Annotated in this window: 12 protein-coding genes; 6 read left to right on the top strand and 6 right to left on the bottom strand. The window is 66.4% G+C overall.

What is annotated here, in order from left to right; translation table 11 throughout:
• Positions 1-207: 207 nt before the first annotated feature.
• Together ACI7BZ_RS21215 and ACI7BZ_RS21210 are read right to left on the bottom strand one after the other, a co-directional pair.
• The gene (locus ACI7BZ_RS21215) at positions 208-1515 is read right to left on the bottom strand and encodes a sensor histidine kinase (protein WP_414119259.1); all 1308 of its coding nucleotides are present in this window, start codon (positions 1513-1515) and stop codon (positions 208-210) included.
• Complete coding sequence (locus tag ACI7BZ_RS21210; RefSeq protein WP_414119258.1) at positions 1512-2174, bottom strand: response regulator; 663 nt, start codon at positions 2172-2174, stop codon at positions 1512-1514. Before ACI7BZ_RS21210 ends, ACI7BZ_RS21215 begins: the two co-directional genes overlap by 4 nt.
• A gap of 79 nt (positions 2175-2253) precedes the next feature.
• Here ACI7BZ_RS21210 and dsbD point away from each other — a divergent pair, with 79 nt between their 5' ends.
• From dsbD to ACI7BZ_RS21195, 3 genes are read left to right on the top strand one after another with little or no spacing between them, the layout of a single operon-like run.
• Positions 2254-4068: a protein-disulfide reductase DsbD gene (gene dsbD, locus ACI7BZ_RS21205; RefSeq protein ID WP_414119257.1), complete on the top strand. Its 1815-nt coding sequence runs from the start codon at positions 2254-2256 to the stop codon at positions 4066-4068.
• A gap of 26 nt (positions 4069-4094) precedes the next feature.
• Entirely contained in the window at positions 4095-4727 is a 633-nt protein-coding gene (locus ACI7BZ_RS21200) for a DsbA family protein (protein WP_282639860.1), read from the top strand.
• A gap of 23 nt (positions 4728-4750) precedes the next feature.
• Positions 4751-5422 carry a L,D-transpeptidase gene (locus ACI7BZ_RS21195; protein WP_414119318.1) on the top strand — a complete coding sequence of 224 codons (672 nt, stop codon included), beginning with the start codon at positions 4751-4753 and terminating at the stop codon, positions 5420-5422.
• A 77-nt stretch (positions 5423-5499) separates the two neighbouring features.
• Here ACI7BZ_RS21195 and ACI7BZ_RS21190 read toward each other — a convergent pair whose 3' ends face one another.
• Positions 5500-7527 carry a c-type cytochrome gene (locus ACI7BZ_RS21190; RefSeq protein WP_414119256.1) on the bottom strand — a complete coding sequence of 676 codons (2028 nt, stop codon included), beginning with the start codon at positions 7525-7527 and terminating at the stop codon, positions 5500-5502.
• Between the two features lie 1180 nt (positions 7528-8707).
• Here ACI7BZ_RS21190 and ACI7BZ_RS21185 point away from each other — a divergent pair.
• The 3 genes from ACI7BZ_RS21185 (at position 8708) to ACI7BZ_RS21175 (ending at position 10590) form a co-directional block, all read left to right on the top strand.
• A complete protein-coding gene (locus tag ACI7BZ_RS21185; RefSeq protein WP_282890531.1) occupies positions 8708-9145 on the top strand; it encodes an Xre family toxin-antitoxin system antitoxin in 438 nt (145 codons plus the stop codon).
• Entirely contained in the window at positions 9145-9606 is a 462-nt protein-coding gene (locus tag ACI7BZ_RS21180; protein ID WP_414119254.1) for an RES family NAD+ phosphorylase, read from the top strand. Before ACI7BZ_RS21185 ends, ACI7BZ_RS21180 begins: the two co-directional genes overlap by 1 nt.
• A 696-nt stretch (positions 9607-10302) precedes the next feature.
• Positions 10303-10590 (top strand): hypothetical protein, encoded by a 288-nt coding sequence (locus ACI7BZ_RS21175; RefSeq protein WP_414119324.1) that lies wholly within the window; start codon positions 10303-10305, stop codon positions 10588-10590.
• Here ACI7BZ_RS21175 and ACI7BZ_RS21170 read toward each other — a convergent pair.
• From ACI7BZ_RS21170 to ACI7BZ_RS21160, 3 genes are read right to left on the bottom strand one after another with little or no spacing between them, the layout of a single operon-like run.
• On the bottom strand, positions 10536-11546 hold the full coding sequence (locus tag ACI7BZ_RS21170; protein WP_414119253.1) for a tyrosine-type recombinase/integrase: 1011 nt from the start codon (positions 11544-11546) through the stop codon (positions 10536-10538). The genes ACI7BZ_RS21175 and ACI7BZ_RS21170 overlap by 55 nt on opposite strands.
• Positions 11539-12504 carry a tyrosine-type recombinase/integrase gene (locus ACI7BZ_RS21165; protein ID WP_414119252.1) on the bottom strand — a complete coding sequence of 322 codons (966 nt, stop codon included), beginning with the start codon at positions 12502-12504 and terminating at the stop codon, positions 11539-11541. Before ACI7BZ_RS21165 ends, ACI7BZ_RS21170 begins: the two co-directional genes overlap by 8 nt.
• Positions 12501-13733 carry a tyrosine-type recombinase/integrase gene (locus ACI7BZ_RS21160; RefSeq protein ID WP_414119251.1) on the bottom strand — a complete coding sequence of 411 codons (1233 nt, stop codon included), beginning with the start codon at positions 13731-13733 and terminating at the stop codon, positions 12501-12503. The genes ACI7BZ_RS21165 and ACI7BZ_RS21160 overlap by 4 nt, the downstream gene beginning before the upstream one ends.
• Between the last annotated feature and the right edge of the window lie 52 nt (positions 13734-13785).

Here is a 13785-nt window from a genome sequence, read left to right as displayed (position 1 = left end):
CCGGCTTCGGCTCGTCGCAACCGAACTCGGCAAAAGCCGAGTTCGGGCGGGAGAGGGAGTTTCGCTGGCTTCAATTCAAACTGACCCACTACCGGCAGAAGGCCTCCGCGCGACGGCACCAGAGGGCCAGATCCAGACCGACGGCGCAACCAGAGCTGCTGATCCCGAAGGCTGGCCCGTCAAACGAGGGCTTTCTCATCGCCCTGTTCAAGGCCATGCCAGATGGGCGCGCAGCCCACTGCGCTCGGTCCTGTTCTCAAGCCGCAGCCGCGCACCGGCCCTTGACGCAGCAAGGCTGACGATGGCCAGGCCCAGCCCGCTCCCCGACGCGCTCCTGTGCCGTCCCCGAAAGAAGCGCTCGGTGACGCGCGCCAGTTCCTCGGGGGGAATGCCGGGGCCCTCGTCCTCCACGCACAGGCCGTCCGGCGTGCGGCGCCAGGCGATGCAGCCCTCGCCCGGCATATATTCAACGGCATTCTCATGCAGATTACGCAAGGCCAGATGCAGGCCCTCGCGGTCGCCCTTCAAGAGCTGCCCGTTGAGCGCCGGATCAAGCTTGACGGAGACCCCCGCTACGGTCGGCGCCTGATGGATGATCTCCCGCAGAAGCGAGCCCGCATCGACCTCGTCGTTCGCAGGGAGCTGGGCTTCGGCGTCGAGTTTAGCCAGCGCAAGCAACTGGCGCACGAGCCGCGCGGTCCGATCCACCGAGACGAGGATCTGCCGGAGGGCGCCGTCCCGTGTCGCCTTGTCATCGGCCGCAAGCGCGATCTGCGCCTGCGTCTTCAGGCCGGCGAGGGGCGTGCGCAGTTCATGCGCGGCGAAGGCGGTCACCTCCCGCTCGTGCCGACGGGCCGCCTCAACCTTGCCGAACAGGCCGTTGAGGGCTTCGAGCAGCGGGCGGATCTCGGCCGGCGCGTCGGTGGGTGAGACCGCCCGCATGTCGTCTGCATCGCGGGCGGCGATGTCTCCGGCGACAGCATTCAGCGGGCTGAGGCCGCCTCCAAGGCTCACCCAGATGAGCAGGCCGAGCAGCGGCACAATCAGCACCACCGGGCCCAGCAGCCCGGCCACCAGATCGCGCACCAGCCGGTCGCGCAGGCCGATGCGATCGCCCACCATCACGCGGACGCCCTTGTCGGCGTCGAGGATGGTGTAGACGCGCCAGGGCTCGCCGTTCACCTCGCGCTCCGAGAAGCCTTCGGCCGGACCCGCGAGCGCCTCCTCGGGCGCGCCGCCGGAGCGGGCCACGAGGTGCCCGTCCAGGGACCATATCTGGCACGAGAGCTGGCGCTCATAGCCGGCTTCCGGCAGCTGTGACGCCTGCGCCACGGCGGCGATGTTGCCGCCCGCGACGAGGGAATGGACCATCCGCGCCGCTTCCTGAAGGCGTGCGTCCAGCACGTGTTCCAGCTCGCTGCGGCTGGACAGGTAGATCCAGCCCACCGCGCACAGCCAGATGGCGCTGGTGGCGGCGAGCAGGATCAGGAACAGGCGGCGGCGCAGCGAATTCATTGCGGCCCCCTGACGCGGTAGCCCAGGCCACGCACCGTCTCGATGGCGTCGCGTCCCACCTTGGCCCGCAGATTGTGGATGTGCACTTCCACCGTGTTGCTCTCCACCTCCTCCTGCCAACCGTAGAGGCGCTCCTCGATCTCGCCCTTGGAGCGGATCACGCCCGGCCGCTCCATGAGGGTCGCGAGCACGGCGAACTCCCGCCGGGACAGGGCGACCGCCAGGCCCTCCAAGGTCGCGGAAAGGGTGGCAGGGTCGAGCACCAGCGTCCCCGCTTTCAGCGTCGGCCCGGCGCGGCCATGGCCACGGCGGGCGATGGCGCGGACGCGCGCCGCCAGTTCGTCCAGGTCGAACGGCTTGCCGAGATAGTCGTCGGCGCCGGCATCGAGCCCGCGGATGCGGTCGGTGGTCTCGTCGAGGGCGGTCAGGAGCAGCACGGGCGTGGCATCGTCGCGGGCCCGCATGCCGGCGAGGATGTCGAGGCCCGACCCATCCGGCAGCATGAGATCGAGCACCACGGCATCGAAGCGGCTTCCGGCGAGCGCGGCGCGCGCGTCGGCGCAGGTGGCCACCTCGTCCACGGTCGCGCCCGCAAGGCCGAGCCCCACCTTCAGCCCGTCCATCAGGACCGGGTCATCCTCGACCACGAGTATGCGCATGCCTTCTCCTTCCGCCGTGCCGGGATTCTCTACCGCCAGCTTAAGGCTGGCTTAAGGTGAGCATCCCAGGGAGCGCCTCATGGTCATGAGAATGCTGCCCCGCGCCACGACGAAGCCGTTTTACGCGGCGCTCTGCGTCATTGCGTTGGTGTTCACCGGGACCGACCCCGCCGGAGCCGAACAGAAGCCGCTGCAAGCGGACGAGGCCTTCCGCCTCTCCGCGACCCGCGCCGCGGACGGAACGCTGGCGCTGCGCTGGCAGATCGCGCCCGGCACCTATCTCTACCGCGACAGCCTGAAGGCGAAGCGGGCCGGCGCCCCCGTCGCCCTCGCCACCAGTTCCGGCGAGACGAAGGACGATCCGAACTTCGGGCCGGTGGAGGTCTATCACCGGACGGCGGAGGCAACGATAGTCGGCCTGCCGGGTGCGGGCGCGCTGGATGTCTCCTTCCAGGGCTGCGCCGAGGCCGGCATCTGCTATCCGGTGGTGACGCGGCAGGTCGACCTTGCCTCCCTGCAGATCGGAACAGCGCCTCCCACCTCCTTCGCCGAGGCGGGCCCCGTTGCTTCCGCCCCCGTGGAACCGCTGGCGCCCGAAGAAGCGCCACGGGGCGCGACGGCCCTCTTCAGCGGCAACATTGCCCTGCTGCTCGTGGCCTTTCTCGGCTTCGGGCTGCTGCTCGCCTTCACGCCCTGCGTGTTTCCCATGCTGCCCATCCTCTCCGGCATTCTCGCCGGCGGCGGCACGCGGCCAACGCCGGCCCGTGGCTTCGCCCTGTCCGGCTCCTATGGCCTTGCCATGGCGGCGGCCTATGGCGTGCTCGGGATCGCCGCCGGATGGTCGGGCGCGAATCTGCAGGCAGCGCTGCAGACACCGTGGGCGCTGGGCCTCATGGCCGCCCTGTTCCTGGCCCTCGCTCTGTCCATGTTCGGCCTGTTCGAGATGGCCATGCCGGCTTGGCTCGCGGCGAGACTTCCGCGCGGCGGGCTCTCACCAAAGGAAGGCGGCTCCCTCGCGGGAGCGGGCGCCCTCGGCTTCGCCTCCGCATTGGTGGTGGGGCCGTGCGTCACGCCACCTTTGGCCGCGGCCATGCTCTATGCGGCGCAGACCGGCGACGCGGCGCGCGGCGGCGCGGCGCTGTTCATGCTCGGCCTCGGCATGGCGGTGCCGCTGGTGCTGGTCGGGACCTTCGGCGCGCAGATCCTGCCGCGCTCGGGCCCCTGGCTCTCCCGGATCAAGCAGGTCTGCGGAGTGCTCTTCCTGGGTGTCGCAGCGGTCCTCGCCGCGCGTCTCCTGCCGGCGCCGGCGGGCCTGGCGCTCTGGGGCGGGCTGACCCTCGGGCTCGGTGTATTCCTCGGCGGACTGGACCGGACCATCCCCGGCAGCGCCCCGCCGGCGCGGCTCGGCAAGGCGACCGGCCTCGTGGCCATCATCTACGGCGCAACGCTCATCGTGGGCGCGGCCGGTGGAGGAGACGACCCCTTGCGTCCCCTCGGCGTCCTCGCTGGGGCGCCGCGCGTCGCCTCCGCCGGCGTGCAGGACACGCGCGTGTCGTCGCCCGCCGCCCTCGATGCCGCATTCGCCGCGGCGCAGAAGGAGGGCCGGCCGGTGCTCGTTTCCTTCACCGCCGGCTGGTGCACCGTGTGCAAGTCCAACGAGGCGGTCATGGCCGAACCCGGCCTTCAGAGCCGGCTGGCGCAGATGCCGCGCATCGCCGCCGACGTGACCGCCTATGGCGAAGGCGAGCGCGCGCTCATGTCCCGCTTTTCCGTCGTCGGTCCGCCAACCCTCTTTCTGCTCGACGCGTCGGGCCGCGAGGTCCCCGGCTCCCGGCACATCGGCGCGCTCACCACCGCAGACATCGAAGGCCTCATGGCGAAGGCCGGCCTGTGACCCTCCCCAAATCCTCCGGAGACCCTATGCGACGCAGAGACTTCATCCGCCTCGCGGCTTTGTCCGTCCTCCCGCCGGCCCTGGCCCTGGCGGGAGCGAAACAGGCGCTGGCCCAGGGCATCGACGTGGACGCCATCCTCCGCGATCCGGATGCCCCCACGGGTGGCAATCCGGACGGGGACGTCACCATCGTCGCCTTCCTCGACTACAATTGTCCCTTCTGCAAGAAATCGGCGCCGGACCTTGAGCGGATCGTCAATGAGGACGGCCATATCCGCCTCATCTACAAGGACTGGCCCATCCTGACCGAGGCCTCGGTCTACGGCGCGCAACTCGCCCTGGCGGCCAAGTTCCAGGGCAAGTACGAGACCGTCCACAATGCCCTGATGCGCATTCCCGGCCGCAAGATCCCGCAGGAGCAGATGCTCAAGGTGGTCCAGGGCACGGACGTGGACATGGCCCGGCTCGACCTGGACCTCAAGCTCCATGGCGCGGAGATCTCGGCACTCCTGAAGCGCAACCTGGCGCAGGCGGACTCCCTCGGCCTCCAGGGCACGCCGACCTATCTCGTCGGCCCGCTGCTGGCGTCCACCCTCGATTATTCCAGCTTCAAGCGGGCCGTTGCCGAGGCCCGGCGCCGGCAGGCGGCGGAGAAATAGGACCGATGGCCCATCTGCCCGCCATGACGGGACCTCGACCGGCCGGCCGCGCCTTCCTGTGCGCGGTCCTCCTGCCGCTGGCGCTCGGTGCCTGCGTCACCGCATCGAGCGACCCGCCCACCGCGGCCCAGCGTCCGCGCATCTCGCCTTCGGACGCCGCACGCTACGGCGCGGTGGAGGAGAAGGGCTTCCGCATCCCCGCGGCCGACCCCGAGGATATCAAGTCCCGCAACGTGCGCCAGCTGGTCAATGACCCTTCCGGGCAGTCGCCCGGCACCCTGGTGGTGGATCCGAAAAACCGCTTCCTCTACCTCGTGCAGGAGAACGGCAAGGCGCTGCGCTACGGCGTGGGCGTGGGGCGCGCCGGCATGGAATTCGCCGGCACCGCGGCGGTCGGCTACAAGAAGGAATGGCCGAGCTGGCGGCCGACCGACGCGATGATTGCCCGCGAGCCCAGCAAATATCGGCCTTGGGCGGGCGGCATGGCGGGGGGCGAGACCAATCCGCTCGGCGCCCGCGCGCTGTACCTCTTCCAGGGTGGCAAGGACACGCTCTACCGCATCCACGGCACCAACGAGCCGTGGTCCATCGGCGAGGCGGTCTCCTCCGGCTGCATCCGCATGATGAACCAGGACGTCATCGACCTTTATCGCCGCGTTCCGGACGGGGCGAAAGTGGTTGTCCTGCCCGTCTGACAGTCCCGTGACGGGCCGGACACGCGAACGCCCGGGCCGCAAGGTCCGGGCGTTCGTTCTTCTGTGGGAGCGAAGGATCAGTAGCGGGCGTCGGCCGGCTTCTTGTCCTTCGGCCAGTCGTTCACCTTTCCCGGGAAATCCGGGCGCGGCATGTGGCTGAAATACTCGGCAACGTCCACAGCCTCCTGGTCAGAGAGCCCACCCTGGCCGAGCGGGAAGCGCTCGTGGAAGCCGATGGGCATGTTGCGCTTCACGAACGCCGCCGCCGTATAGGTGCGGGCCATGCCGGCGCCGATGTTGAAGGATTCATCCCCCCACAGGGGCGGATAGACCACCTTGCCCTGGGCGTCCTTCAAGCCTTCGCCGCTCTTTCCGTGGCAGACCGCGCACTGGGTGGCGTACACCTGCTGGCCGTTCTCCGGATCGGGCTTGATGGTCTGGCTGATCTTGCCGACACCGCGCCCTTCCACCTTGTCGCCCGGCTTGGTCTCCCGCTTCATCCAGTCGAAATAGGCCACCATCGCCTTCATGTCGTCGCCGTCCTTGGCCAGCGGCTTGCCGTTCATGGAGCGCAGGAAGCAGCCGTTGATGCGATCCTCCAGGGTGATCTCGCGTCCCGCGCGCGGCGCGTAGCTCGGAAAGAAGGCCGAGACGCCGACATAAGGCGAGCCATCTGCCACCGTGCCGCCGTTGAGGTGGCAGCTCGTGCAATTGAGCACGTTGCCGACGTTCTTGGGCAGCAGGGTGTGGGTCTCGGTGTTCAGGCGCATGCCGCGAACCAGTTGCGTGGCATTCTGCTCCGCGAGCAGGTTGGCGATGCGCGGCGTCTCGAACTTGGAGCTGTCCACCTTGGGGTCGAGCGTGCGGCGCGCGGCCTTGACCTCGGCAGGTGAAACGGGTGCACCCGTATTGCCCCAACTTGTGCGCACGAAGCTCAGGATGTCCGCAATTTCCTGGTCTTCGAGCCGGGCGAAGCCGGGCATGGTGAAGACGCGCGTGTAGGCCTGGGTCTCGGCCGTCTTCCATCCCGTGAGGGTGATGTGCACCAGGGTCGAGGGGTCCTTGGCATCCACCGTGGGATTGCCCGCGAGCGGCGGGAAGACCTTGGCGACGCCGGCCCCGTTCAGGCGATGGCAATCGGCGCAGAATTGCGCATAGGCCAGGCCACCACGGGTGGTGAACATGGCCTCCGGCACATCCGTGTCAACGGCCTGCGGCGGTCCCTCGGAGGGGCGATCGGAGGGCAGGGACTTCAGATAGGTGGCAATGGCAACCAGATCGCCTTCGCTGAAATTCTGCGTCGAATTGTGGATCACCTCGGTCATGGAACCGGACACCGTCGCATAGCGGTTTTGCCCGGTCTTCAGCAGTTCCACCGTGTCCTTGACGGTCCACAGATTGCGCAGATTGATGGCGTTCCACTCCTCCACCTTGGCGCCGGAAACGAATTTGGCGCCATTCATGCCCTTCTCGGACATGGCGACTTCCTGAAAGCCGATGCCGCGCGGCGTGTGGCAGGCGCCGCAATGGCCGAGCCCCTGCACCAAATAAGCGCCCCGGTTCCAGGTCTCGTCCTTGGCCGCGTCGGCCACGAACGGATGGGTGTCGAGGAACACCAGATTCCAGAACGCCAACGACCAGCGCAGATTGAAGGGGAAGCCGATCTCGGAGGGTTTGTTCGGGTTCGCAACCGGCGCCACGCCCTTCATCAGATAGGCGTAGAGGGCATACATGTCGTCCGGGGTCATCTTGGCATAGGAGGGGTAAGGCATGGCCGGATACATGTGCGTTCCGTCCGCCGTCACCCCCTTGCGCATGGTGCGGTCAAAGGCGCCGAAGCTGTAGCCGCCGACGCCGGTCTTCGCATCGGGGGTGATGTTGGTGGAATAGAGCACCCCGAAGGGGGTCTCCAGCGGCCGCCCGCCGGCCATGGGCGTGCCGTCGTGGGACGTGTGGCACGCGACGCAATCGCCGAGATCGGCGATAACCTTGCCGCGGGCGATCAGGGCAGGGTCCGCCGTTTGCGGCAGCCCGCGTCCTGTCTCGTCCACGGGCGGCGGCGTGACGACCCACCAGAAGACGCCCGCGCCGATGACCGCTGCCACGGCGGCTAGCGTGCCCAAAGTCTTCCATCTGGATCCACGCTTTACTGAAACATCGTCGCTCATTGAACGACCTCCTGGTGCAGGCGGGTGTTTCGGCCCACGCGCGAAGCCGGCCGCGGGAGAATCGCGTCCTCATCTCCCCACCCGGATCGCCATGCGCAGATCCCCCGCCTGTGTGACTCGTCCCGTACAGGCAGGCTCGCCCGCCCCATGCTGCGCCGCATTGACGTGCCGCAACTGTAAAATATCCGACCTGTTTTTGCCGGTCGCGGCGCGCCGGGCGTTTTGGGAGTTCACTCCTGCGCATCACGGTCGCTCCAGCCGCGGAACGCGCCGATAAAGTTGCTTGCCGCGTCTTCGTTGATGAAGTTCAGAACAACAGACGTGATGCCTGATAGCGAAGCCTGGCGGCACGGTCTGGAGCAGGTGCTTTAGTTTCGAGGCGCTCTGTCGATTTATCGTTAATATTCTAACAGAATATCAAAGCATCCGATACTGCAACTTTGATCGTTGGATAATATATCATTCAATGATAGACAAACGCGATCATTGTCAAAGCGCTCAGGAGGGTCCCTGAGTGGAGGGCGTTGCCCTGCGGGCCGGGCTGTCGGCTAGGCTGAAGCCCGCGAGCGGTCTTCAGCCTTTCGGGCTTCTATCCCTGATGCAAAACATGGAACGATCAGGTGATCGGGCGGAGCGGCGAATGCTGGCGCGACTGAACGCATGGGCCGAACGACGGAATCTCCGCCGGTGTCGCTGGCAGGACGATGCTCGCCGGCTGGTGATCCAAGACGAACCTGTGAATAAGCATCGAAGCAGCGCCCCACTCATATAGCCGTAACACTTTGATTTGGCCGACGATTTCATTCCCACGGGGGTCCCGATCGGCGCCGATCGGAACCCCCGTAATCTGCTAAGTTAACGAACCCCTCATCCCACCCGGGGTCCACTTCGGCGCGTTTTCACACGTCGACAACGAGCCGCGCTTTCGGACTGACATGGATCGGAAAGTCCAACGTCCCCACATCCGGCAGGCGCTCAGACCAGGCGACCTTCGCGGACATCATTAGCGATGACGGCCGACATCCCGCAATCTTGCCAGAGGAGCCCGCTCTCTTGCTATTCGGCAATATGCCGCCTATATTCACAGCATATTGCCGTTGACCGCAAGGAGGTTTTCATGTCGATCGCCATCGTCGAGGAGGTCGTCCGCAAGCTGGGCGGCCAGAGCGTGCTCGGCACGGTCGTGCACTCGCAGGCCGATCTGGCCCTCGCCGTCCGCAACAGGCTTCCCCTGTCGGCCCTGCGTGGCCTCAGCCAGGCGGGCATGAGCGAGCAGGAGATCGAGAGGTTCGTAATCCCGCAGCGCACCCGCCGGCACCGCGCCGACAAGCAGCAGCCGCTGACGGTCGATGAATCGGATCGGGCCGTGCGTCTGCTGCGCGTCCAATCCCTCGCTGAGCAGACCTTCGGCGACCTCGACAAGGCCAATCGCTGGCTGCGCCGCCCGCTCACCGAGCTCGGCGGCGAGACGCCGCTCGTCGTGGCGCAGACCGAAGCCGGCGCTCGCGTGATCGAGACCATCCTCGGCAAGATCGCCTGGGGCGCAGCCGCCTGATGCTGCTCTGGCGCCTGTCGGGCAGGCAGCATGCGCGAGCGCTCGACGGCGGCTATGGCCTGCACTTCGACGGCCGCTGGAACACTGTGGGCCATGTCGTCACCTATTGCGCGACATCGCCCGCGCTCTGCGTCCTCGAAAAGCTCGTCCATGTGGAGGATCCCGCGCTCCTGCCCGAGCTGGTCATGGTCACCTATGAGATCCCCGACACTGTCGCGATTGAGGACGTGCCGTTGGAAGGCCTCCCGACCGATTGGCGGCGGCACGAGGCCTGGAGCCAGGAAAAGGGCGATGCCTGGCACGAGGGACGGTCGTCCTTATTGCTTCGCGTCCCCTCGGCGATCGTACCGGTCGCCGGCTCACCTGACCTGAACGTGCTGATCAACCACAGCCATCTGGCTGCGGCCGATGTCCGCATCGTCGGCGAGGCGTCCTTCTCGCTCGATCCTCGTTTGTTCTGAGGCAAGAAGCGAAGGGCTCTCGAGCCTGACGCGAAACGAGAAAATGCTGCCGGGGGCAGAACGTCATGCTGGCTGCACTGCGGCGGTGGATCGAGAACCGTAGGCAAATCCGCCAGAGGTGGCAGGCGGACGCCCGCCGACTCATCGAACACGATGAACCGGGCGCCTACTATGAGGCTTAGCGTCTGGCGGCTCGCTCCCGCGCGTCCGGGCAAGCCGGCGAATTCATCCATTGAGCCCAGGTGGCGGCCGAAGTGGCGAGGATCTCGCCGCATGCGCAGATGGATCTCGCGGTGGTCCAGGCGATCGTCGACAATGAGACGCGGCGCGCAAGGGAGTCCCGCTACCAGGGCGATTGAACGGGCGGCTGCGCCGACGTCGCTTCGGCGCTGAGGTCCTCCTTTCGACGTGAGAGGCTGCTCGGGACAGGATCTGTTAGGGCGCGGCAGTGTGGTTCGGCGTCCGGGAAAAGAGCGTGCAAGAGGGCGCGGACCACCCTCGGAGCAAGTCCGACCCCGCTCTCCATGGATGGCTTTCCTGGTCCTCCGCCCGGCCTTCCACGATCAACCCTCAAGGGGTCGGCTATGCGCAGCATGCCGCCGCTACGGCTGCGCCGCGCGGTGATCGCAGCCGGTTGAGGACACTGACGGACGCCATCGAGCGGGGATCGACCTCGCTCCAGGATGGAGCCCTCAAATGTCGCACGATCTTTCCCTCGCCCAGTCCCACGCGTTCCAGCTCGCTCGCACCCTGATGGTCCCGGTCACGCTGTTTCAGGTCGATGGAGAGTTCGGCGTCATGCCGAGCGACGAACTCGACGATGCCGACGTCATCGTCGTCCACGATTATGACCCGTTCGAGATTATGGAGAAGCTCGAATTGAACTGCCAGTTTCCCGGCCGGGATCACCCGGCCGGGACTACGCATAATCAAATGCTCTGCAGGAATGCCATGAGCCGATCAGGCGGTCGATACCGGGTTTGAACGCCATTCAACGGCTGTAGTCGGCCGAGCGCCTCTTCCTTCATCGTGAGGTCGGCTTCCAGATATCCGTGCGTGGTGGTCGGGCTCTCGTGTCCGAGCCAGAGCGCGATCACGGTGATGTCGACGCCGGCCTGAAGGAGGTGCATGGCCGTCGTGTGCCTGACAGTGTGGGGTGAGATCGCGCGCTCGGCGAGTTGCGGATGGTGTCGGGTGGCTACCTCGACCGCCAGAGCAAGGCGCTGGGTCACGCTGGAGCGCGACAACCTGCCGCCCGCGCTGTTCGGGAACAGGTAGTCGGTCTCGCTCGCCCTGGCGAGCTGGCGAACCCACGGTCGGACGATGGCAGCCGTCGCTTTCCAGAGCGGAACGCTTCGCCGCTTCCGCCCTTTGCCATTGAGGTGCGCCACCGGCGACACATCGAGTACGACGTCACCAACCTGCAGGTTGATGACCTCCGACACTCGCGCGCCCGTATTATAGAGGACGGCGAATAGCACCTGGTCGCGCCGCCCGGTCCAGCTATGCCGGTCCGGTGCCGCAATGATCGCCTCCATCTCCGGCCTGGTTAGGAATCCGAGCACGGCCTTGTCGTGACGTTTTTGCGGGATGGCCAAGCTATGCTCGATGGTGGCCAGCGCCGTCAGATCCTGGTGCGCGGCATACTTCGGGAACGAACGGATCGCCGATAGGCGGGCGTTGCGGCTTCGCACGCTGTTGCCGCGATCCCGCTCGAGATGATCGAGGAATTCGAGGATCAGCGCCGCGTCGAGGTCGCCAAGCTCGAGGTCCGTCGGCATTTTGCCGGTTGTCTTTTGGGCGAAGGCGAGCAGAAGCCGGAATGTGTCGCGGTAGGCCGCGACCGTGCACGGGCTAACAGCACGTTGTTGCCGCAGATAATCGACGAAGAAGTGCTGTAGCAGTGCCGGAAACGACGGGTGCTGACTCGGATCAGCCATGACAAACCTCCCCGACCTTCGCGCCGAACGCCTCGAAGCGATCGCCCGCGATCGCCATCAGTTCCGGCACTGCCTGCAGATACCAGTAGGTGTCACCGACGTTGACGTGCCCCACATAGGTCGAGAGCGCCATCATGGCGTTGCTGAGGTTGTCGCCACTCTCCTGCCACAGCATCAGGCGGCGGCAGATGAAGGTGTGACGCAGATCGTGGATACGTATTACCCGATGGCCACCGCGAGCGACGATGCCAAGCTCGGCCGAGATCACGCCGAAAATGCTCCTCACGCTGTGATAATGAAGCGCACCGCCGGTCTTCTCGGACAGAAAAAGTGGCGCGACTGTATCGGTCGGGCCGTATCTGGCCCGTATGCGAAAATAGGCGCGCAAAGCCTCGGCCGTAGTTGAATGCAGAGGAACAAGCCGGGTCCGCTGGAACTTCGAGTGGCGGACAGTGATCTGTTCCTGCTCGTCGTCGATGTCGCCGCTGCACAGGCGCAGCGCTTCGGAAATCCGCAGTCCCGTGGTCGCCAACAAGCCGAAAAGCGTCGTGAAAGTCGCCGGGGTCAGGCCGCCTGTTCGAGACAGCCGCCCTGCGGCGGCGATCAGTGCTTCGACCTCCGCTGGGGTGTAGATGTGGGGGGCGATCCGGCGATGCGAGCGGCCGAAGGGGGATCCTTCCGGGAACGCGGTGACGGGATCGCGGTCCGCCAGGAAACGCGCGAATGGCCGCAGCACATTGATGCGGCCCGCCCAGGTGAAAGGGTCCGGGTGCTGTGCTTTCTCCCGTGCCCACCGCAGCACGACGGCGGCGGTCAGCGGCCCCGTATGGCCGGTCGCGTCGGCGAAGCGGGCAAAGGCCAACGTGAGGCTGCCCGATCGGTCCAACTTGAAACCGAGGGAACGACGCTCGGCGAGGTAGGCTTCCGCCAACGCCAGCATGATGTGCGGGCCGCTCATGCCACGTCCCCCGGCCAAGGGAGCGCCACCGCCGAGAGGCGTGTGACGTCGACGCGCGTGTACGCGGCCGAGGTCACGATGCTGCGGTGGCGCAGAACGTCGGCGATCTGCTTCATCGGCGTTCCGGCGTTAATCAACCGGCTCGCTAATGTGTGTCGCAGGACGTGGACGCGGGTGCGATCCCAGCCAAGCCGCCGATAGGCGGCGTGAAGGGCTTTCTGAACAACACGCCGGCCGACCGGCTCGCCGAGGGGAGCGACATGGCGCACGAAGACCGCGCGGCAAGTGGTCTTCGGCCGCTCGTGCATGAGGTAGTCCGCTATGGCCGCGCCGGTTGTAGTCAGCAGCGGCAGAACGTCGGCTCGTCGTGCTTTACCGGCGGCGATCGTGACCGTTCCGGCCTGCCAGTCGATGTCGTCGAGGCTCAGCTTGACGACCTCGCTGCTTCTCAGGCCCAAGTCTGTCAGGCAGCGGACGATGGCATAGCCGCGGCGGCGAGACGGACAGGGAGCATCGAACGCTCCGAAGAGCTGCTCCAACTCGTCGGGCGAGAGCCCTATCGGCAGCGTGGCATCTCGCCAACATGCCGGGCGCGGTACAACGCATAGCAGGTGGGCAACGTCGTCACCCAGCAGCTCGCGATACCGAAAGTAGCACCGGACGGCGCCACCCATGACGCGGATCGTGCTCGGACTCCAATCGACGTCGCCCAGGACAAAGCGACGGATCGCGGCGGGAGTGATCAGTGCAACTTCGATCGGTCGGCAGCCGAATTGCGCCTTCAGCAAGCGCCGGATGATCCGGATGCGATGATCGCGTGTGCCTTCGGATAGTCCCCAGACCTCCGTCATCTTCGTGTCGAAATGCGCAAGCTCTCGCGTGATCTCGTCGCCGGCCGGACGGGTGACGATGCCCTGAGTGCGTAACAGGCGGACCAGATGGTTGAGCGCCGCTCTGTTCTCGATCAGGCCGAGCGGCACCGGGCGCTGGCAGTCACAACGAGGCAAATGGCACGACAGGAATCGGGCAATCACAGCTTCGCTGATGTTCGTCGCCGCGTAGCCCTCAGCCCGAAGCCACTGCCCGAAGTGGACGATGCTCGCCAAGTAGCGGAGCTGCTTCGACCTGTATCGAGCCACCTCGAAATACTCGCTGTAGCTCCGAAGGAAGGGCGCAAGCACGTTGGCAGGGTCGGCTGTGCGCAACTGAAGCCGGGAAGGTGTGGGCATCACTCTGATCTCCGTTTGTTGGGAGGTCGAGTTGAAGCGCAGTATGCAGTAT

The sequence above is a fragment of the Xanthobacter sp. AM11 genome (assembly GCF_047444035.1).
In the GTDB taxonomy this organism is placed as follows: domain Bacteria; phylum Pseudomonadota; class Alphaproteobacteria; order Rhizobiales; family Xanthobacteraceae; genus Xanthobacter.
This window is presented reverse-complemented; position numbering and strand designations above follow the sequence as displayed.